General features: G+C 46.6%; 17 protein-coding genes, 1 tRNA gene and 1 pseudogene. 9 read left to right on the top strand and 10 right to left on the bottom strand.

All coding sequences use genetic code 11. The annotated features are described in order from the left end of the window. Positions 1-560 precede the first annotated feature (560 nt). Positions 561-1,412: a hypothetical protein gene (locus U2F10_RS31385; protein ID WP_499874250.1), complete on the top strand. Its 852-nt coding sequence runs from the start codon at positions 561-563 to the stop codon at positions 1,410-1,412. Positions 1,413-1,449: 37 nt separating this feature from the next. Here the strand turns inward: U2F10_RS31385 and U2F10_RS31380 are convergent, their stop codons facing one another. From U2F10_RS31380 to U2F10_RS31365, 4 genes are all read right to left on the bottom strand, one after another. Further along, the gene (locus U2F10_RS31380) at positions 1,450-1,827 is read right to left on the bottom strand and encodes a hypothetical protein (protein ID WP_499874249.1); all 378 of its coding nucleotides are present in this window, start codon (positions 1,825-1,827) and stop codon (positions 1,450-1,452) included. A gap of 326 nt (positions 1,828-2,153) precedes the next feature. Beyond that, positions 2,154-2,327, bottom strand: a complete 174-nt coding sequence (locus U2F10_RS31375; protein WP_006517724.1) for a hypothetical protein — start codon at positions 2,325-2,327, stop codon at positions 2,154-2,156. A 250-nt stretch (positions 2,328-2,577) separates the two neighbouring features. After that, positions 2,578-3,969: an asparagine--tRNA ligase gene (asnS, locus tag U2F10_RS31370; RefSeq protein WP_499874248.1), complete on the bottom strand. Its 1,392-nt coding sequence runs from the start codon at positions 3,967-3,969 to the stop codon at positions 2,578-2,580. 93 nt (positions 3,970-4,062) lie between these two features. After that, a complete protein-coding gene (locus U2F10_RS31365) occupies positions 4,063-4,398 on the bottom strand; it encodes a sll0565 family protein (protein WP_499874247.1) in 336 nt (111 codons plus the stop codon). A 175-nt stretch (positions 4,399-4,573) separates the two neighbouring features. Here U2F10_RS31365 and U2F10_RS31360 point away from each other — a divergent pair, with 175 nt between their 5' ends. Continuing rightward, positions 4,574-4,849, top strand: coding sequence for a DUF6439 family protein (locus U2F10_RS31360; protein ID WP_163671601.1), 276 nt, complete (start codon positions 4,574-4,576; stop codon positions 4,847-4,849). On the opposite strand, the gene U2F10_RS31355 is transcribed toward U2F10_RS31360, so the two are convergent. Next, on the bottom strand, positions 4,809-5,615 hold the full coding sequence (locus U2F10_RS31355; protein WP_499874246.1) for an SAM hydrolase/SAM-dependent halogenase family protein: 807 nt from the start codon (positions 5,613-5,615) through the stop codon (positions 4,809-4,811). The genes U2F10_RS31360 and U2F10_RS31355 overlap by 41 nt on opposite strands. A 35-nt stretch (positions 5,616-5,650) precedes the next feature. Here U2F10_RS31355 and U2F10_RS31350 point away from each other — a divergent pair, with 35 nt between their 5' ends. The 3 genes from U2F10_RS31350 to U2F10_RS31340 all read left to right on the top strand — a co-directional run bounded on the left by U2F10_RS31350 (position 5,651) and on the right by U2F10_RS31340 (position 7,224). After that, positions 5,651-6,064 (top strand): (2Fe-2S) ferredoxin domain-containing protein, encoded by a 414-nt coding sequence (locus tag U2F10_RS31350; RefSeq protein ID WP_163663009.1) that lies wholly within the window; start codon positions 5,651-5,653, stop codon positions 6,062-6,064. A 312-nt stretch (positions 6,065-6,376) separates the two neighbouring features. Further along, a complete protein-coding gene (locus U2F10_RS31345) occupies positions 6,377-7,024 on the top strand; it encodes a response regulator transcription factor (RefSeq protein WP_006517731.1) in 648 nt (215 codons plus the stop codon). 127 nt (positions 7,025-7,151) lie between these two features. Next, positions 7,152-7,224 (top strand) — tRNA-Thr (locus U2F10_RS31340). A gap of 579 nt (positions 7,225-7,803) precedes the next feature. On the opposite strand, the gene U2F10_RS31335 is transcribed toward U2F10_RS31340, so the two are convergent. After that, entirely contained in the window at positions 7,804-7,968 is a 165-nt protein-coding gene (locus U2F10_RS31335; protein ID WP_499874245.1) for a hypothetical protein, read from the bottom strand. Between the two features lie 618 nt (positions 7,969-8,586). Further along, positions 8,587-8,754 (bottom strand): hypothetical protein, encoded by a 168-nt coding sequence (locus U2F10_RS31330; RefSeq protein ID WP_499060836.1) that lies wholly within the window; start codon positions 8,752-8,754, stop codon positions 8,587-8,589. 151 nt (positions 8,755-8,905) lie between these two features. Here U2F10_RS31330 and U2F10_RS31325 point away from each other — a divergent pair, with 151 nt between their 5' ends. From U2F10_RS31325 to U2F10_RS31315, 3 genes and pseudogenes are all read left to right on the top strand, one after another. Further along, a complete protein-coding gene (locus U2F10_RS31325) occupies positions 8,906-10,801 on the top strand; it encodes an FAD-dependent oxidoreductase (RefSeq protein WP_499868822.1) in 1,896 nt (631 codons plus the stop codon). 177 nt (positions 10,802-10,978) lie between these two features. Next, a complete protein-coding gene (locus U2F10_RS31320) occupies positions 10,979-11,194 on the top strand; it encodes a transposase (RefSeq protein WP_499874244.1) in 216 nt (71 codons plus the stop codon). A gap of 177 nt (positions 11,195-11,371) precedes the next feature. After that, positions 11,372-13,050 (top strand): annotated as a pseudogene (locus U2F10_RS31315) (ISL3 family transposase). Positions 13,051-13,241: 191 nt separating this feature from the next. On the opposite strand, the gene U2F10_RS31310 reads toward U2F10_RS31315, so the two are convergent. The 3 genes from U2F10_RS31310 to U2F10_RS31300 all read right to left on the bottom strand — a co-directional run bounded on the left by U2F10_RS31310 (position 13,242) and on the right by U2F10_RS31300 (position 18,525). Beyond that, positions 13,242-13,991, bottom strand: coding sequence for a hypothetical protein (locus U2F10_RS31310; protein ID WP_499874243.1), 750 nt, complete (start codon positions 13,989-13,991; stop codon positions 13,242-13,244). Between the two features lie 243 nt (positions 13,992-14,234). Then, the gene (locus U2F10_RS31305) at positions 14,235-17,057 is read right to left on the bottom strand and encodes a two-partner secretion domain-containing protein (RefSeq protein ID WP_499874242.1); all 2,823 of its coding nucleotides are present in this window, start codon (positions 17,055-17,057) and stop codon (positions 14,235-14,237) included. A 1,333-nt stretch (positions 17,058-18,390) separates the two neighbouring features. After that, positions 18,391-18,525, bottom strand: a complete 135-nt coding sequence (locus U2F10_RS31300) for a hypothetical protein (protein ID WP_284681683.1) — start codon at positions 18,523-18,525, stop codon at positions 18,391-18,393. A gap of 133 nt (positions 18,526-18,658) precedes the next feature. On the opposite strand from U2F10_RS31300, the gene U2F10_RS31295 reads away from it, so the two are divergent. Continuing rightward, positions 18,659-20,566, top strand: coding sequence for a class I tRNA ligase family protein (locus U2F10_RS31295; RefSeq protein WP_499874241.1), 1,908 nt, complete (start codon positions 18,659-18,661; stop codon positions 20,564-20,566). The last annotated feature ends 158 nt before the right edge of the window (positions 20,567-20,724 follow it).

The following is a 20,724-nucleotide window of genomic DNA, read 5'->3' as shown; positions in this document are numbered from 1 at the left end:
ACGCGTGTCCTCAAAAAATGGATTCGGTATTGATGACGATCAGTGGTGCGGCTTCATCCTATGCTAAGTGAAAAATCTAGCACAGCAGTGTCTGTAGAGGGATGTGCAAGTAAATAATCTATCGTTTTGAGAGGCTTGGTAAAGCACACATCTCGGAAAGAAGCCCAAAATCATGCATTACCCCCCCTTAATCCCCCCTTGGTAAGGGGGGAAACTCCAGTCCTCCCCCTTACCAAGGGGGAGTTAGAGGGGGTGAGGGCAACCGCGAAGGCTAGTATCCAGAACTTGTGTATATACCATAGACTTACCAGGGGGAACCGCCAGGGAGGGGTTTGGATAACTGGCGCAACAGTCAGCCCCCTCCGCCTACGGCACCTCCCTTTGATAAAGGGAGGACTCTTGTAGACATTATTTGTGCATAATTCTCTTTGGGAAAAAATAAAAACAATGTAGCAAAGATAGCCTCTGAAGGAAGATAAATCAAATTTAGAGCATAGCCTCTACTGATAGGCCCATGCTGTCCCATTCAATAAACGGCTATATCAGCTACATCGCCCATTATGAAACAGCCCGAACTGACTAAAGAACATCTATTTGACTATGACACTAACAGATTCCACTTCGCCCAACTCATTTATGACATTTTGCTGGGCGATTATGAGGGTCCCGCTCTGCCATTAGAGCAGCTGCATACCATGGGCAAGCCTTCCCATGTCTTGACATTCTCCAATGATCAGAATCTTTATTTTCATCACAAATACTACAATAGCCCCAAGCTTCCCAGGGTTTTAAAGGTCTACCGAGACTTTATCAAGACGGTCATTGCACCACAGTTTGTAGATAGTCACCTGGTCGTCCAGGCAAAACCTACATTTCGCATCCACCTACCGAACAATACCGCCATTCCCGCCGATATTGGTGGTGATCCCACCCGACCTGGATTACACTGCGATGCAGACTATAACCACCCCGACGTCGAAATCAACTTTTGGGTACCGTTTACCCAGTGCTACCCCAGCAACACCTTGCATTTAGAGTCCCAGCCTGGCAAGAAAGATTTCCGGCCCATGGTCCTTAGCAATGGGCAAGTTTTACGGTTCTGGGGTGCCCGTTGCTTGCACCACAATCAAATGAACGAGCAGGGTCCCACCCGTGTATCCTTTGACTTTCGCGTCATGAACAAAAGTGATTGGGATACCCTAGATCCAACATGGCTAAAACAGATGGCCACCGTCCAACACAAGCTGAAACTCACGCTTGGCGATTACTATATGCTATATAACAAAAGCACTCAACAGTTTTCTCACTGTGAAACTGTTGATGGACACAACACAATGGCAGCACATCCCACTTTAGGCGACTATTTTAGTGCCGTAGCCAACACTCCAGAATTAGCGCAAATCAAACAATAACCTAAAAAATCAGACTGCTCGTGTGAAGGGATATCCCTTATTGCTGCAAAAATCTTGATCTGCCTAACATGCCTGACTCAAATAGGTCTTGAATAGCATGGGCAAAAGAGTGCCAGCCGTCAGCAACCGGTCGCAAAGATATACTCAACGACTGCTGTAAAGAGACATTATCTAAGTCGTTTATATCAGCATTAGCAACGGTGCTAACAACAGCCTGGGCATCATGGGCTAGTGCAACCGGCCCAGCTTCTGACAGCTGACTTTTAAGGCTAGCAACTTCAGAATGGGAGTTTCCGTAACATACCGCTGTCCTCTCTATAACAACAGGCTCAATATAAATCGGTATTTTCAAAACAACAGGAATAACTATTTCGCATCCGTGGGGATAGCGATCAAAATCTAAGGGGGTACCCATAATCTTTACCCGTATAACGATAGAGCATCACTCCCCCTGCTAAGGAGCAAGGGGAAAAGAGAACTTTAGTGATAACCTTTGTTAATACACTCAGGCTTTTTCTCGATCACAACAGGGACAACATAAACAGGTACCTTTAATTTAATCGGTGCACACACCTCACAGGCACGTTTATAGTATTTGTCATACGCCGCGGTATCGAGTTGCATAGTTTCAGTTGCTGTAGTCATTTTTATCACCTACCTTCAAAAAAGATTTGTAATCTGCTAGGAACTGGGAAAAAGATCACGGCATTAAGTGGGCCTTAGACTGTACCCAATGTCTTCTTAATACTTCTTTTCTAAACACTTAGGTTCCTTTTCAATCACAATGGGTTCAATATAAATAGGCGTCTTCAGAACAATGGGAATACAGACTTCGCAAGCATGGTTGTAATACTTGTCATAATATGCGTAGTCTTTTGCGACGCCATTAGTTGTGGTACCAGTTGCAACAGTCATAACAAAACCTCAGATAAATTGATATCTAGATCCTAGGCATCGTCAAATCGGGTCACATTACCCGAGCGGGTACCATGGCCATTTTTTCCATTCTCACCGTGTTTTGTGACATTTCTTCAAATGCCATGCAATGCTGAGACCACAACAACTAGCACCTAGCGCACTTAAGCTAAGTGAAATCTCTTTCGGTAGCGATTTATACTTTTATATTCCTGGTGAAACCACAGTTATATTGGCAGGTGATACCCCGCTAAAACTCCACATTATCGGGCGTCCGAGGGAATGGAATCACATCGCGAATGTTCGTCATACCCGTCATAAACTGCACCAGCCGCTCAAATCCTAGACCAAACCCCGCATGGGGTACCGTACCATAGCGACGCAAATCCAAATACCACCAGTAATCATCTTTTGGCAAACCCGCCTCCGTAATACGCTGCTCCAATACATCTAAGCGTTCTTCCCGCTGCGAACCCCCAATAATCTCACCGATGCGAGGAGCCAACACATCCATCGCTGCGACAGTTTTACCCCCATCATTTAGACGCATATAAAACGCCTTAATCTCAGTGGGATAGTCCGTAACAATTACCGGCTTCTTAAAATACTCTTCCGCTAGATAGCGCTCATGCTCAGATTGCATGTCTAAGCCCCAAGAAACTGGATACTCAAATTTCTTGTCACACGTCTCAAGCAGGTTGATGGCGTCCGTATAGGTAATCCGCTCAAACTCATTGTTGATGATGTTGTCGGCAGTTCCTAAAACTGTTTTGTCAATCCGCTTGTTGAAGAATTCCATGTCATCGGGGCACGCTTCTAACACATACTTAAAGACAAACTTGAGAAACTCTTCCACCAGATCCATGTTGCCTTCCAAATCGCAAAAGGCCATCTCTGGCTCCATCATCCAAAACTCTGCCAGATGACGAGAGGTATTGGAATTTTCTGCTCGGAATGTAGGCCCAAAGGTATACACGTTCGTAAACGCCATGGCCATAATCTCAGCTTCTAACTGGCCGCTCACAGTCAAATATGTGGGCTTACCAAAAAAGTCCTGGCCATAATCCACTTTGCCATCATCACCCTTGGGCAATTTATTCAGGTTCAGGCTGGTAACGGTGAACATTTCCCCCGCCCCTTCACAGTCACTGGCCGTGAGAATCGGTGTGTGAATCCAGAGAAAGCCTCGGCTTTGGAAAAATTCGTGGATGGCGCTGGCACAGGCATTACGAACACGGAAAACTGCACCGAGGGTGTTGGTACGCGATCGCAAGTGTCCCAACCCTCGCAAAAACTCAAACGAATGCCGCTTTTTCTGTAGCGGATAGGTTTCAGCATCCGACTCACCCACCACATCAAGGCTGCTAGCCTGTAGTTCCACCCGCTGCCCTTTACCCGGCGACTCAGCCAGGGTGCCGCTAATCACCACCGAAGCCCCCGTAGTGATCCGCTTCATCGCATCGTCATAGCCATCCAGGCTAATATCCACAATCACCTGAAGCCCCGTCATAGACGAGCCATCATTAATATCCAAAAAACTAAACTTCTTAGAATCACGCTTAGTACGAACCCAACCTTGGATAGTCACAACATCACCAGGGTTGCCAGATTTCAGGATGTGCTTAATACGCTGGATGGCCATTACCTATATCTATGCCGAAAAATGACTCTATATAAGGTAACGCAGGCAGCCCCCTTTACCGCCATCATCATCCGTTTTGAATATAGAAACGTCTCACCCCCCAAACCATCCCCGAAAAAACCATCCCAAAACCATTCCCAATCCCACAAATCGCAGCACCTGCCAAAACGGCTCCTTCAGGTTATTCCAGGACATCAGCTGATTCTCCAGCGTTTCCTCTAGCGTTGCAATTTGCTTTTTCAAACGCTTTAACTCAGCCTGAGGCAAATGCCCCTGGGTAATTTTTGCCTGAGCATCAGCCCGCTGCGCAAACGCCTCACGTACTTCGGTATACCGCTGGCGCAACGCATTGAAGTCCTTAGTCGTTTCATCCAAAGCCGTAGCAAAGTCGGTGAGGTCTTGCTCAGTCAGGGGCAGGGACGATTTCATAACGCGACTCGGCTGGGTAGATATAGACTTAAAGTACAGGAGAGGTTCCTCACAAGAAACCCTCGGCAGATCTCAATAGTAGGTATGGAAGCTATCGATGTGAAAGCTATCGATCTGCACCCATCACGTGGAACGTTATCCACCGTCTCGAAAATAAACCATGGACAAGACAACAATGACGTCATCTGTCAATAACACGCTAGATTTAGAAACAGCTGAGCCAAAAGCACTCGCTCAAGCATTGGCAAAGCAGCTATCCATTGGCCCAATGGATTGGCACCGACTAAACTCCAACCGCCAGATACGAGCAAAGGAGCAGATCGCAGCAGCTCTCGTATATTTGCTCAACGATAATCCAGAGGAAGCATTGCCACGATTAGAACAAGCTGTTGGCTGGCTTAATCGCAGCATTAAAGCGCCACCGTGTCCGACCCATGGCGAGCGTAAATAAGCTCCACTGCATCGCCTACATTTGCCTGAAATGCCTGATGGGCATTACCGCCATTTACCGCAATTTCGACATAACCATGGCTACCAACCAGGGCAAGCGCTTCACCTAACTCAATGCGACCATAGGTGGGACGGTAAGGACAAATATATTTACCCAGTTGCACATACCAAAGCTGTCTAGTCAGCTCATCCCCTGGAATGGTAGTCACCAAATTGCCAAAATGATCGATATACTGAAGGCTGCCGCGATATCCCTGGTCCGTTACTACCGCATGATTGATATTCAGACTCACCAGACTAGATACTGATAGCGACGTACCTAGCTCGCCTATAGGAATCCCATTCGCTAAATGCGCAGCCGTAGGCGCAAATATGTCGCGACCGTGGAAAGTATTGCTAGGCTCAGGAGTGTACCAATAATCAGGATTCGTTAGCGCTGTCACTGCCTTAATCGCAAAGCCTGTCAGAATGCCATTATCTGGCGCAATAATGGTTTGCAGCCCAGCAGGTACACTAACTTCAGCCGCAATTGCAGCTCGCTGCGTCCCCACCCCCGGATCAACAACCACAACATGGATAGTGCCTACAGGGAAATACAAGTAGCTCGTTATTAAATTAAATCGAGCCGCTAAGATAGCCTGAGGTTGAAGCCCATGGGTGAGATCTATTATCTGGCTTTGGGGGCTGATACTAGCAATTACCCCCTTCATTACACCAACATAGCTATCCCTGTGGCCAAAGTCCGTTAGCAATGTGATCACCCCCATAGGGCTGCCACTCCCAAAGTGATACGTTTTCCCCAATGAGTAACCCCTTAGCACACTGTGTAGACGCCTTAGCGCTCAATGCAATTGAGCGTCACATCTTTATATGTGCAGATCAAACTAAACCCAAATGCTGTGACAAGGCTAATAGTATCGATGCCTGGAACTATCTCAAACAAAGGTTGCAAGAACTGAAGCTAGATAGACCGACTAAAGAACGACCCAGCTGCATTTTTCGCACCAAGGCCAACTGCCTACGCGTCTGCCAGAAAGGACCTATTCTAGTGGTTTATCCTGACGGTGTTTGGTACCACAGCGCCACACCAGAGGTCATAGAACGCATTATTCAAGAGCACCTTATTGGGAATCAGGTTGTTGAAGACTACGCCTTCCTGAAAAACCCCTTACCCGATGTAAATAAGTACCGAACAATCCGTGATCCTATTGACTAATTGGGAACAATTGATTTGAGCATATGGGTTAAGCAGTTGATATAAGCGCAATTGCTGTATTCCAATCCATGGGTAACAAAAATTTAATTATGTACAACCTTGCTATAAATTTAACTGGGCTTAATAAAACAACCCTGATTGACTATAGTCCGTACAGTATCATCAACAGAGGCGTATACAAACTAATACGAGGACTTTAGAAATCCTTCAACCCCTGATGTACTAGATATGATCTAGTAACTATCTAATACGTTTTGGATTTATCTTTTATCATCCTATTCCCATAGACTTCGAGTAACACGAGTACACGGCATGAAAGAAAATACCACTGGCGATCAAAAGAAGCTTTTACTGATAGATGACGATCCAAATCTCATCTTGCTTGTAAGAGATTACTTAGAGTTTCGAGGTTATCAAGTTGTCACAGCGGGCAATGGTCGCGAAGCTCTTGATGTATTGGGTGGATTAGTGCCCGACATGATTATCTGCGATGTCATGATGCCTGAAATGGATGGCTACGCCTTTGTCGAACAGGTTCGCCAAGATCCGGGTAAGAGTTGGATTCCCATTCTATTCTTATCTGCCAAAGGGCAAAGTCAGGACAGGGTCAAAGGCTTAACCACTGGCGCTGATGTTTACATGGTAAAACCATTTGAGCCAGAAGAGCTAGTAGCCCAGGTAGAATCTTCCCTCAAGCAAGCGTCCCGTTTGATTCATCATCAGACCAAAGCTGGCGGCAGCGCTCCGACCATTCAAGTCCCCTTTGATGTAGAGCTTACTCCCACAGAGTTAAAAGTAGTGCAGTTTGTGGCGCGAGGCATGGCAAACCGCGAAATTGCTGAAGAACTTAAAGTCAGCCAGCGCACCATTGAGAGCCATGTCAGCAATATGCTTGGCAAAACTGGCCTACACAACCGTACCGAACTAGCCCGCTGGGCTATGGAAAATAACAAGGCTTAATTCCCTTAAAGCTACAAAATAGGGCAGGTTATTTGCCGTGGATCTGCCCCTTATTTTTGACTAACCAAATTAAGTTCGATAGTTCTTGACTTAAGGGCATCAAATCCCGTTATAATACGGAAGCTTCGCTGGTGTAGCTCAGTTGGTAGAGCAGCTGATTTGTAATCAGCCGGTCGTCCGTTCGAGTCGGATCACCAGCTTTTTTATGAGAATCTTGTATGCAGAGGATTTCAACATCTCAAATTAGCCATCAAATCTAGAGTTTTGATGGCTAATTTTCACTTGATTTTCGATATAAATTAGGAGCTAGAAGCTTCTGTCATCGAAGGTTTCAGCGAAATTAGTACAGTAATTAGCACAGAAATCAGTAGTGACCGCTAAAACAACCTGACAGCATACATTACAGCCTTATTGTCCCCGGTGACAGCTTCGCTTCAATTACCTATACCACTCAAACTCCGAAATGGTGGCTTCCATCAGAAAATGTAGAAGGGCAGTTGTCACTGCCTAAAAAATTGCACAATTCATAGCCTGAAAGCCCTAAGTTAATATTCTATTTTTGAGGATACCTCAAGCAACTATTGGTCGTTTAGCAATGGGTTTGGAGGACATCATTTCGCATGCGAGTAATTTACTTAAGGGCACCTCTATTTATTTGATTTTTGAAGAATCGAGTCTCAAATGAGACTGTCATTGAGCTTTTTTTCTGGAGTCTCAATGAACCAAAACTGGCAAAATTCATTTATTCCATCCGTTTTTAGCTCTGATAATTCTGGTGTTTAGGCGGCTGCTTCGGCGATGTTTTCCTTTTGCCAAAAGACATAGCGTTTAAGATTGTAGGTCATTTTTTTTAGCCCGAGCATGGCTTTGGATCTGGCAAACCCAATCGTGCGAATGACTTTGCCTTCCATCTCATTGACCATCGCGCCAAACAGCTGTTGCAAGATCAACAGCTTTACAACACGATGACATCTATCGGGGGACGACCTGCTTTACTCTTTTGGGGCTTCGCATACGCGCTTGCTAAGATCGGTCGAAACTCATCCCATGGAATCATTGCATCCAAGCAGACCAACAGATCTTTCTTGGACTCCAGTTTTTGATGGCGCGTCTCAACATCCCAAAATCCCTGTTGTCCCATGAAATAACTGCCTGCCCTTAATATTAATGAAATTGAAAATAATGAAGGTAGGTCTCGAGATGAGGAAATTTTAATAGATAGCAATCTATTGACGACCAATCCATTGACGACCAATCCATTTCCACAGGTCTCCTGTGGAGACGATAGACCATCAGATCCGAGCCTGTATCCGATTAAGATGTATCCAATATACATCGATGACACTGATGAAAATTTGCAACGAGTTAGAGGAGAATTTTGCAACGATGCTTTTGTAAATAGGCAAGCTGGGAAGATACAAGTAGCAAGCTTCCATAAAAGAGATTTGGGACATTATTTCCATATCTTAATGGAGCAGAAGTTTGGGAATGCATACACAGGGGAAGCTAGTGTTTACTCTTCTCCAAATGATACAGATCCTGAAATCTTGACTAATTGACTCCTACAAAAACAACACAACAAACTTTAGAAGGACCTGAGCCAAAGCTGTGATGCCCACCACCATCCTTGCAGTCGCTAGTTGAGCAATGGCATTGGGTTCAATCAGCGATTGCAACAAGACCAACAAGCCTACCATGATGCTCTCGGGCAGATTAGCCAAATTATCCATCCCCTCACCTTAGCTAACCTGTTGTGCTCAATAAAGCAGCTAATTTTAACCATGAATTTTGTTTCGCTAAATGTGTCAATTTCCTTTATGGTTATTGGCGAGTGATTAGTACTAACCACTCGTAACTCGCTCCAAACATCATGATTGGTCTATGGCTCGACGTTCTCTGCGTAAGTATTTAAGTTGTTTAACGGCATTCATTATAGGTAGCTCTTGCTCAACCCAAGTTCAGGTTATAGCCCCTGCTTTATCGAATCCGCTACCGCCACCGCCACCATTGCTCTTACCTAACGGGAGACCGAATTTAATACCGTTGCCAACAGCCCAGGAAATCTGGAAATGTGAGGTTGTGGTTATCGGTGGTTCCCTTGGGGGGGTAGCAGCTGCATACCATGCTATGCAGGCTGGGACCACTACCTGTCTTATTGAACTTACCCCCTGGCTAGGAGGGCAGATTAGCTCGCAAGGGGTATCAGCAATTGATGCATCCAGAGCAATGTGGGCTTATCAGAGCTTTGCGCCTAGTTGGCGAACCTTTAAGCAAAAAATTGCTCAGCAAACAGTGACCTTGCCAGAATGGACGGGGCGAGCCACTGTAACTGTCAATGATGTGAATTCATGCTGGGTAAGCAGGCTGTGCTTTGTACCAAAAGCGGGTGCTACTGCTGCCCAGCAACATTTAGAAAATGTGTTACCAAAAGCACCTAAAAGCCGTTGGCAAACTCAAACGGCTTTTAAGGGAGCAACATTTGATGATAGTGGTCAGGAAATAGTTGCCATTCATGCTATACAGCGTATTCCCAAAGAATCAAATTACATGCCCATGGGGCGACTATCTCAAGAGTTGGCCAGCTGGTATGCTTGGTCTGCAGATGACACATTTGAGAAAGTACCGTTGCGATTAGAGCCTCCTAAGGGAAAGCGCATGATTGTCATTGATGCTACTGATACAGGAGAATTTGTGGGCTGGGCAAATCTGCCTCATCGATTGGGATCAGAAGCTAAAACGACCACTGGAGAGGTGAACGGGGCCCAAAAAGATAACCCACAGTGTACTCAGGCATTTACGTACCCTTTTGTAGTGGCTATTCATGATGATGGAGGTAAAAGCCTGGCGGCTTTAGAACAAACATTACAACAATATCCGCCATTCTATGCGTCTCATGAGCATGAAAAAATATTTGAAATGGAGGGATTTCCCTTTTTTGAAGGTCGTAGCTTTTTTAACTATCGTCGGATTGTGAGTAATACTCGAAACAGTCCATTTTACTCTGTGCCTGTTCGGGGTGATATGACGATGGTAAATTGGAATCGCGGAAATGATTGGTCCTGGATGGACCCACCTCTAATTTACACGGCAGAGCAAGTGAAAAGAAGTGGTCAACAACAAAATTGGTTGGGAGGGATCTCGACCATAGCTTTGCGCCATGGTGAAGATCACGCTTTATTATTCGCTCGCTGGTTACTTAAAACCCAGTCAAAACCCCATCTCCCATTAAGTTATTTAATGGGAGATGAGGCTTATATGGGGACTCAATCAGGGTTGAGTTTGGTTCCGTATATCCGTGAAGGTCGACGTATTTTAGGTCGTGCTGCTTACGGTGACAAAGCATTTTTAATGCGTGAAGCTGACGTAAGAAATGACCAAGTTGGTGGTCGTGATTTTACACCGACTACAGTAGCAGTGACTCACTATGATGTCGATATCCATGGTTGCCGCTATCGAAATGGTGCTCCTACTGGGGAAGCGGTCACTGCTCCTGCTGCAGGATTTGTTGTACGTCCGGTACAGATTCCCCTGGAGAGTATGATCCCCCAGGAAATTAATAATTTGCTGATAGGTGGTAAGAGTCTTGCTGTGAGCCATATTGTGAATGCGGTTACCCGAGTTCACACGAGTGAGTGGGGTGTGGGTGCTGCAGCCGGAACCACCTCGGCTTGGCTGGCCAAACGTCCTGACCTAACGCCAGCTGATATTGTTAAGCAAGGGCATATGACCAAACTGCAGGAACAAATGTTAAGTCAGAATCTGCGATTAACATGGTAATAGTAGAGGATCCTTTCATACTCTTCCTCCTCGCAGCGCTTCCATACATCTGAGACTCACTGGCTATGATGATAGAGTAGCTGATTAACGGTCAGCTCATCTAGTGCTTGACAAAATTTTGCACGAAAAATACTTCAAAAAAGTAGCACAAAAAGTAGCGCAGCACTTTTCACTATTGTGTTGTTGTTTCAACCGCCCTATTCGCCTGAAGTCAATCCGATTGAGCGCGTGTGGCTAGAGTTGAAACGCTATGTGCAATGGCAGCACTTCACCAGTCTGGAGGACTTACAAAACAAGGGGAGTCAGTGGGTGACTCAACTTACTCCAGAACAGATTAAATCTCTTACGCAGTGGGACTGGATTGTAGATGCACTATGTGTAGCTGGTCTTTAGAGAATTGATATTAGCTCTTGAGCATTTCTTTTGTAATCAGCTGGTCGTCAGTTCGAGTCGGATCACCAGCTTTCTAGTGGTTGCAAAATCACACTAACTTCGGGCTCATGGCAACTTTTGGTGATCCAAATTGGCTGGCAAGGCGTAGATGGGATTAGCCTTTATGTGCATCCCATCATGAACTTCCTCCAGCATCTACTCCCTGACTCATCAGCCTTGGCATTGAAACACTGGGAGTTAGAGACGGCAACTCACCAATTCGTTATCACCGTAGAATCCACTCAGGTGATGCACATTGTCCATTATGCCAAGCGCCCACTGGGCGAGTGCATAGTCGCTATCAGCGAACCCTTAGAGATTTACCCTTGGTTCAGTTCAGCCTCACTCTCTTATTAGAGGTCTGTAAGTTTTTCTGTCTCAATGACACCTGTCCGCGACGCATCTTTACCGAGCGATTACCCAGCCTGGTCGCCCCTTGGGCGAGACGCACGGCTCGCTACACAAACCATCTCATCGCCATGGGCCTGGAATTGGGCGGGTCAGCGACCGCTCGATTAAGTTATCAAGTGGGGTATGGCTATAGTCGAAATACCTTTCTGCGGCTTCTCTCTAGCTTACCGCTACCCGAGGTGGTCACCCCCAAGATTCTGGGTGTGGATGATTTTGCCTTCCGTAGAGGTCATCATTATGGGACTATCTTGGTGGATCTCGAAACGAACCATCCCATTGCCCTATTACCTGACCGAACAGCAGAAACCTTGGCAACCTGGCTAGAAGACCACCCAGGCATCGAAATCTTGTCACGAGACCGGTCCAAGACGTACAAACGTGGAATGACCCAGGGGGCTCCTAATGCCATTCAGGTCGCAGATCGCTTTCACCTATTACACAATCTTGAAGAGACTTTAGAAAAGGCACTGAAAAGTCACTCGAAACTTCTCAAACAGGTTGAGCAAGAACAGCTTCAATCTGAGGGTGTTCTTGCCTCTGACGTGTCGATATCAGAAGGCTCAGTTCCCCAACCTCAAACAGCACAACAACGGAAAACGGCCCAAAAGCGAGCTGAACGATTAGACAACTATGAACAGGTTCACAGCTTACGACAACAAGGATACAAAATCAAAGACATTGCCTACCATCTAGGAATGGGGAAGCGTACCGTGTATACCTACCTGTCTCACGAGACATTTCCAGAATGGCAGTCGTCCAGCCGACAATGCAAGAGCATCTTAGATCCCTACAAACCCTATCTCATCGATCAATGGAGCCAGGGACGTCAGCACACTAAACAGCTCTTTAAGGAGATTCAACAACAGGGGTATTCAGGGACCTATAAAACCGTGGCCCGCTATACCCATACGCTACGGTCAGCTCAGTCTCAACCACTCCCCCATCCCGACTCTTTAAAGGACCTGCCTGGTCGAGGTCCGGCCCCAAAGGTGACCATCAAGTCCCAGAAACCATTAAGTGCCAGGCGTGCGGCTTGGTTAGTGCTCCAGCGACCAGACACGTTGACAGACAAGCAAAAAACGCTGTTGGAATGCCTCACTCAACGATCTGAACTATCGGGAATGATCCGGCTCACTCAGGGATTTATAGACCTTGTCCGACAGCGGCTTCCCAAGCAGCTAGATAGCTGGCTAGAGAAGGCTAAAAATAGCACAGTAAAAGCATTTCAGAGTTTCGCTAAAGGCATAGAAGACGATTATGAGGCGGTCAAGGCAGGCATGACCTTAGACGTCAGTAATGGACCGGTGGAAGGTCAAAACAATCGATTAAAAATGCTGAAACGACAAATGTTTGGTCGCGCTGGGCTAAACCTATTGGCCAAACGACTGATCTTAACCAATACATAGTCTCTTAAGGCGATGGTTTAAGTGAGGGTAGTGCGATCACCAAAAGTTGCCATGAGCCCGAAGTTGTGTGAATCAGCAGTGGTAATGGTGGTTTAAATAATTAGGGAATGCCCTCGAGTTTTCTCTGGTTGATGTCTTAACGTAACTTCTGAAGAGAGGTCAGAAGTTCCTACTCAGCCACTTATCCCCTGCTACATTTCCCGTCTATCATTCTTACATCTATGCCCCATCACCAAACGCCCATCTGCCAGTTGGTAAATGCCCTCTGGTTCTTGGAGTGTTTGGGAGACGTCAGCTTCGGGGGAGAGTTGAACTGTGCCAGTGTCGTAACTACTAAGCCCTAAGGTTTCTGTTGGCTGTTGGGGAAGGCCATCGTTGCCAGTGATGACAAAGGCGCTGTCGGCGTTATTGCTGCGGGCAATGCAGCTGGAGGCGACTAGCTGATCGGCATTGATAAAGTTATCGGGGAGTTCATCTATAGCTTGGGTTTGTTCGAAGTCGGCATTGAGGTTGATGGAGCCTGACTGGCCTGCTTGGGAGCTGGCGCTGATGTCGCTGGAAACGTTGGCACGGAGTTCGTCGGTGGTTTGGAAGATGCCTTGCTCGGTGAAGCCAAAGATGCCTGCTGCGTTGATCGCAATGTTGCCGCCGTCACCCCCCACAGCATTGGCAATGATGTCGCTGTTTTCATCGGGAAACGTGAGCACAAAATTTGCATCTAGGGTGATGTTACCGCCGCTGCCGCTGCCAGGGGTTTCATTGGTGGATTCAGCATTGATAAAACTGCCCCAACGTAGAATAATGCCCTTATCAACAAGAAAGTTAATGTTTCCTCCCCCTGCAGTAGATGCCGTTTGAGCAGATAGTTCAACACCATCATTCAAAAGTACCGAGTCGGCAACAATGTTGAGATTGCCAGCCGCTCCAGTGTTAATTCCCAAACTTTCAGTAGTTAAATCTCCTGCCCCTTGAATTGTCAGAGCGCCATCACTGGTGATAATTAGGGCTTGCTGAAAAAGTAATCAGTGCTTTAACAGCAAGGAATTTGACCGATTTTTCAAAAAGCTAGTGCAAGGTCGAAATCGCTGAAACCATTGATTTTCCGTAAAATTCTGTTATTTAACCTTGCACCTAACTGAGCCTTTTGAGGCTGAAAGCCTTATCCAGATTCGATTCCGATTTATTCAGCAAGCCCTAATTAAATCTCCACCGGTTTCTTGACTAGCGGTTAGAGTATCGATCGAGCCATTTTCCGACAGGAGCACACTTAGATCATCACCAGGGTTAGATTGGATGAGTAAGATTCCTGCTTTACCATTCCCGTTAGTAAAGGTAGTTAAAGAAGCTCCATCCAGCACAGAGAGATTACTAGTAGTAATAGAAATACCATCACTGTTACCAATAGCATCTGAAAAGACGGCACTGCTAATAAAGGAATCTGTTCCATCAACTATGACATCACCGGTTGCAGTAATCTTCATCTGTCCCGAGTTGCCTTCTCCAAACGTACTGGAACTGACCACTGCAGCGTTCAGCACAGAGAGATTATCTGTCGTAATCAACACCCCGCCACTATCACCAATCCCACCTTGAGCAACTGTACTGCCAACAAAGGAATCTGTTCCATCAACTATGACATCACCGGTTGCAGTAATCTTTATCTGTCCCGAGTTTCCCTCTCCAAACGTACTGGCACTCACTACTGCAGCATTTAGCACAGAGAGGTTGTCTGTTGTAATCAATACTCCACCACTATCACCAATCCCACCTGAAATAACTTCACTAACAATGGAGGAAAGCGTTCCATCAACTATTACATCACCGGTTGCCATAATCTTTATCTGTCCCGAGTCGCCCTTTCCAATCGTATTAGCACTGACCGCAGCATCATTCAGCACAGAGAGATTATCTGTCGTAATCAACACCCCGCCACTATCACCAATCCCATCTTGAGCAACTGCAGTGCTAATCAAAGAAGATGCTCCATCAACTATGACATCGCCAGTCGCTATAATCTTTACTTGTCCCGAATCACCCTCTCCAAACGTAGTGGCATTAATCAGTGCAGCATTCAGTACAGAGAGATTATCTACTGTAATCAACACGCCGCCACTATTGCCAATCCCATCTTGAGCGACTGTACTACCAATAAAGGAATCTGTTCCATCAACTACGACATTTCCGGTTGCCATAATCTCCACCTGCCCTGAGTTTCCTCGTCCGAACGTACTGGCACTGATCGCCCCAGTATTCAGCACAGAGAGATTACCTGTTGTAATCAACACGCCGTTACTATTGCCAATCCCACCTGGGATGACCTCACTCACAATGGAGGAAAATCTTCCATCAACCACAATATTACCGGTCGCTATAATCTCCACCTGTCCCGAGTTTCCCTCTCCACCAGTACTAGCACCGATCCCAGCGTTATTCAGTACAGAAAGATTACCTGTCCTAATCAATACGCCGCCACTATTGCCAATCGCACCTGAAACGACTTCACTCAAAACAAAGGAAAATATTCCATCAACTACGACATCACCGGTCGCCGTAATCTCCACCTGACCCGCATTGCCCTCTCCAAAGGTACTGGCACTGATTACACCAAAGCTATTAACGAATAAATTGCGGGTAATAATACTTACATTCCCTCCTTCTACACTAGAACCACGTAATACGTCGGTATCAAGCAGCCCTCTTCTAACAAGCACAAAGTTTCCTGCTGACTGCGAGGTCTCTAAAATAATGTTGCCACCACCTGATTGCCCCAATCGAGCACTAAGCACTCCAATAGCCGAGGCTCGAAGCGTCAAATCATTCTCGCTAAAAGCATTTACATTATCCGCAACAATAATAAAGTTGGTTGCTTCCAGTGTTAGATCGTTCAAAGCCAATAACGCTTCCACTGTCTCCGGTGTCAGGTGACTATTTTGATCTTCATCCTCTAGTCCACCATATAAAAAATCAGTCAACACTCCATCAGCTTGCTCAATAGTGATATATCCTGCATCAGGTGTATCTGCAATGAGAATATTTACCGGATCCAACAACAGTTGTCCCGACTCTCCCTGCGTTGCCTGAGTATTCACCAGGCCAGAAAAATCTAAGAGTCTCAGGGCTGAGACCTCAACAAAACCACCATCTCCCTCCTGCGGTCCACCTTGCGCGCTAATACTCCCCTCAAACCGAGTTGCATCATCTGCCCAAACAATCACTCGGCCTCCATCACCGCTTGTCAAAGCATCTGCAGCGATCAACACATTTGGCCCCACAATTGTTTGCTCCGCAGTCGGCACCACTCCCTGCCCCTGATAATCTCCTCCCAACAACACAGTGCCACCACCACTAGCACCCGACACATTAACAGTCGCCTGATCCGCCAGGCCTACCCGATCTCCCAATACCTGCACCGTCCCACCCGGCGCAGTCAACGCCCCATAACTCAGCACCGTCGCCCCAAACAACGTCAGCGTTTCTCCACTGCCCACAGACAAATCACCACTGTTACTGATATCCCCTACACCAGGTTTTAAGTGACTAAAAAACGTTACCGTCGGATCCACCGTCAGCAAACGACTACTGTCAGGATTCGTCGCACTAAACACACCACTACCTAACGAAATCGCCTCTGCCGTCGATGCATAAAATGAACCATTCACATCCAGTGTCGACGCTTCACCAAAGACAATTCCATTAGGGTTCAATAAAAACAGATTGGCATCTCCCAAAACGCCCAACCGCCCCAAAATAGCCGATGGCTTATCCCCAGTCACCCGCGTCAGAATAGATTCCACATTCGTCGGATTGACAAAAAACACTTCGTGGCCTTCTGCAACATTAAACTCCCAAAAGCTGTGGAAAAGATTGCCCTCCCGAACGACGCCACCTTCAACTAGCTGGATGAGCGAATCTAAACTGTTCACTACTGAACTTTCAGCCCCCAGCGTATTATCGGGAATCACTCCACCGTCGGCCCGTGCTGGCCAGGCTAGGGTAGACTCTATCATTAAGAAAGTGCTTAATAACCAGACGTTCCATAGCCCCTGCTTCCATTGCAAGCCACTTTTTATCACTGGAGATTCCTCAACGCTTTGAGATTGTATAGGTAAAATCAGACTCTAGAAAGACCAATGTCTGACACTGTAGCCTGAACTTACTACAGCGTGAATCTTTTTTGGTTGAGATGGTGCGATCTCAAGGGCGAAATCATCCCCACTGGAGCAGAGGCCAAGAAACTGAATGCAACGCGCAGACAGGCTAGCCGAACGCCTACAGGCCATGGGAGTTAACCTCGACGAAGTTTGAATTCACGGATCTAGGTGAAGTTCCATTTTTAGTACAAGAGTAGAGCAGTTGAGTAATGATCAGCTCATTTATTTCTCGACGAATTCTTTACGAAAGATGGCTCAAAAAATTAGTACAAGAATAGCCCTATGTAGCTTGCAAGGAGGCCTGAGTCGAAAAATGATTGAGACTCTGATTTACATAGCTTTTAGCTTTGCAAAAGCAAAATATTTGAGACCACTCGCTATGATGATAGAGCAGCTAATTAACGGTCAGCTCATCTAAGTCTTGACAAAATTTTGTACGAAAAATGCCGCGAAAAATTAGTACAAAAATTAGCACAGCACTTTTCACTTACCTTGAAAGCCTTGCCAGAAAATAAACTTAGCCTTTGAGCGTTTCTTTTGTAATCAGCCGGTCGTCCGTTCGAGTCGGATCACCAGCTTTTTAATGAAAACAATCATTTCACCGATTGGGCAAGGCTTAAAAGCCTTGCCCAATCGGTGTTTTAGAGCCCCCTCTGAAAACACATTGGACATTTTTGGGTCAGTTTAGACTGATTTGACGGGGCGATTAGCATAAAAAATTGGGGTAAATGGTTCCTATAAAGTAGGATGCGAGTCCTACTATTAGAGGGCATGATGAAGTGCGTCAGGCAGGCAGCCATCAACCATCCGAATGTACCGCTGGGTGATCAAACATCTGGAACGCTGTGAAGTCAAACAGCTGGATGAACCCCAAGCAATTTTGGGCTGGCTCTACGTTATGTCAAAATCATCTGTGTTAGAGACTTTGCTTATATCTTTTGGAACGATCAGGCTAGCCAGTTCCTTAAAGACGTAGTAAAAAATAATTTTGATAGGACCGAGAAATCTATTTCTTTCGTACTTTTTTCTGATTACTCAGAAGAGATTTTTGTTAAATTGCAATGGCCCGTCCATGGGCAACAGAATCTTCTCGGTTATGCAACCAATTCTTTAGCAATTAAAGAAGGTTGTAGCGAATACAGCAACTGGTAATTCGCACCCAGTGGAAGCCCTCAATCCATTCGCCACTTCAGTCTTCAATCAAACTGAGCCAAATACTGCCAATCAACTCAGGAGCATAGCCACATGTTTCTTTATCGTAGACACGATAACGATCAAGCGTGCTTACCTGATGAGGATAGGCCACATCCGTTTCAGGATTCAAGACGTTATTGATTCCAACGGAAAGTCAATGTTTGCTGTTGTATGCCATCCTATAAGCGTGTTCCAAAATTTGCAGTTTTTTATCGATTGGGAGAACAAACCATGTATCACTGGGACCTGTAACGCCGGATCGTATGGATCCGGCCATTCAACAATTTTCTGAAACCTACAACCATCGCTCTGTTGAAGCTCACTGGCAGGCCATCTGGCAGCAAACCCAGATTTACGACACCGATACTGCCAGAGCAGCTCCCGACCAACCGCCTTTTTACAACTTGATGATGTTTCCCTACCCATCTGCGGCGGGGTTGCATGTGGGAAATGTGTACGCTTTCACCGGAGCCGACATCTATGGTCGCTTTATGGCCATGCAGTGTAAAGATGTCTTTGAACCGATGGGCTTCGATGCCTTTGGTATCCACAGCGAAAACTTTGCCATCAAACAAGGTATTCATCCCCGACAGCTCACAGATCAGAATGTGGAGCGGTTTCGGGAAACTCAACTAAAGCGAATCGGCAACCACTTTGCCTGGAACCATGAGGTCAATACGACCGATCCGACCTACTACAAATGGACTCAGTGGCTGTTTTTGCAGTTATTCAAAGCGGGATTAGCTGAGCGCAAACGAGCCGCAGTCAATTGGTGCCCGTCTTGCAAAACGGTGTTGGCCGATGAGCAGGTGGCGGAAGGCGAATGTGAACGCTGTGGCACCAAGGCGACCAAACGAGAGTTGGAACAGTGGTTTTTCAAAATCACCCGCTATGCTCAACGTTTGTTAGACAATTTGGATAATTTGGACTGGTCCGAGCGCGTGAAGGCGATTCAGCGAAACTGGATTGGTCGTTCCGAAACCGATGGTGAGGTCCATTATCATTTGCGCGATTGGTTGATCTCACGACAGCGCTACTGGGGACCACCAATCCCGATTATTCATTGCGACACCTGTGGCGTAGTGCCTGTGCCTGAAGACCAGTTGCCTGTGGAATTGCCCCAAACGGACAACTGGTTGCCTCAGGGTACAGGGAATTCACCTTTGGCTGATATACCTGAATTCGTCAATACCACCTGTCCTTGTTGTGGCGACAAGGCCCGTCGGGAAACGGATGTGTCCGACAATTTTTTAGATTCGGCCTGGTACTTCTTGCGCTATCCGTCGAGCCATTGTTCCGACATTCCCTTTGACCTCGAGATCACGGCTCATTGGCTGCCGGTGGATATGTACATCGGTGGGGCTGAGCACTCGGTCTTGCACCTCATGTACACCCGCTTTATCACAATGGTGTTGCATGATTTGGGGTACCTGCCCTTTGAGGAACCGTTTCGGCGTTTCCGAGCCCATGGGTTAATTACCCAAAATGGGGTCAAGATGAGCAAGTCTAAGGGCAACGTGGTGCCCCCCGATCAGTACATTGAGGCCTATGGGGCCGATACCTTACGTGTCTACTTGATGTTTTTGGGGCCGTACGAGCAAGGGGGCGATTTCTCCGATCAGGGTATCACGGGAGTTCATCGCTTCTTAAATCGGATCTGGCAGTTGGTGATGACTTATCTTGCTGCTGAGGTCAGCCAGTCGATGGATAGGGAGTCGCAACGGCAACTGCACCAAACCATCCATAAGGTGAATACCAATATTCAGGAGTTGAAGTACAACACGGCGATCGCTGCTTTGATGAGCTATCTCAATCATTTGGAAGCCAAGGACACGCCTGATTGGGAAGAAGTTCACGCTTTGGTGTTGATGCTGGCCCCCTTTGCACCTCACATCGCTGAGGAACTTTGGCACCACTTGGGAGAACCTTACTCGGTTCACCAGCAGCCCTTTCCACAAGCTGATTTGGCCCAGATACAATCGGAACAGGTGACCATTGCGGTGCAGATTAACGGACGTACCCGCACCACCTTGAAGTTAGCCATAGAGGCGTCTGAAGCCGAAGCCACCGCCCAGGCCATGCAGTCTGCGATCGTGCAACGCTACCTAAAGGACGGGGACATTAGGCGAGTGGTCTATGTGCCTGGCCAAGTACTCAACTGGGTCATCTAAGAACTCCAAAACATGCGGCAGTGGCAACCTAAGCGACTGCCGCCCAATACATCGCCTACTCCCTGACCTCCGTAGCCTATCTTCTACAATCAAACTAATAACGGCTAGCCTTAACCCTCCAGCCATGACAGCCTTCACCATTACCCTTGATCCCATTG

The sequence above is a fragment of the Leptothoe sp. EHU-05/26/07-4 genome (assembly GCF_043421015.1).
Lineage (GTDB): Bacteria > Cyanobacteriota > Cyanobacteriia > Phormidesmidales > Phormidesmidaceae > Leptothoe > Leptothoe turfae.
Note: the sequence above shows the minus strand (reverse complement) of the source record. Positions and strands in the feature narration are given on the sequence as shown.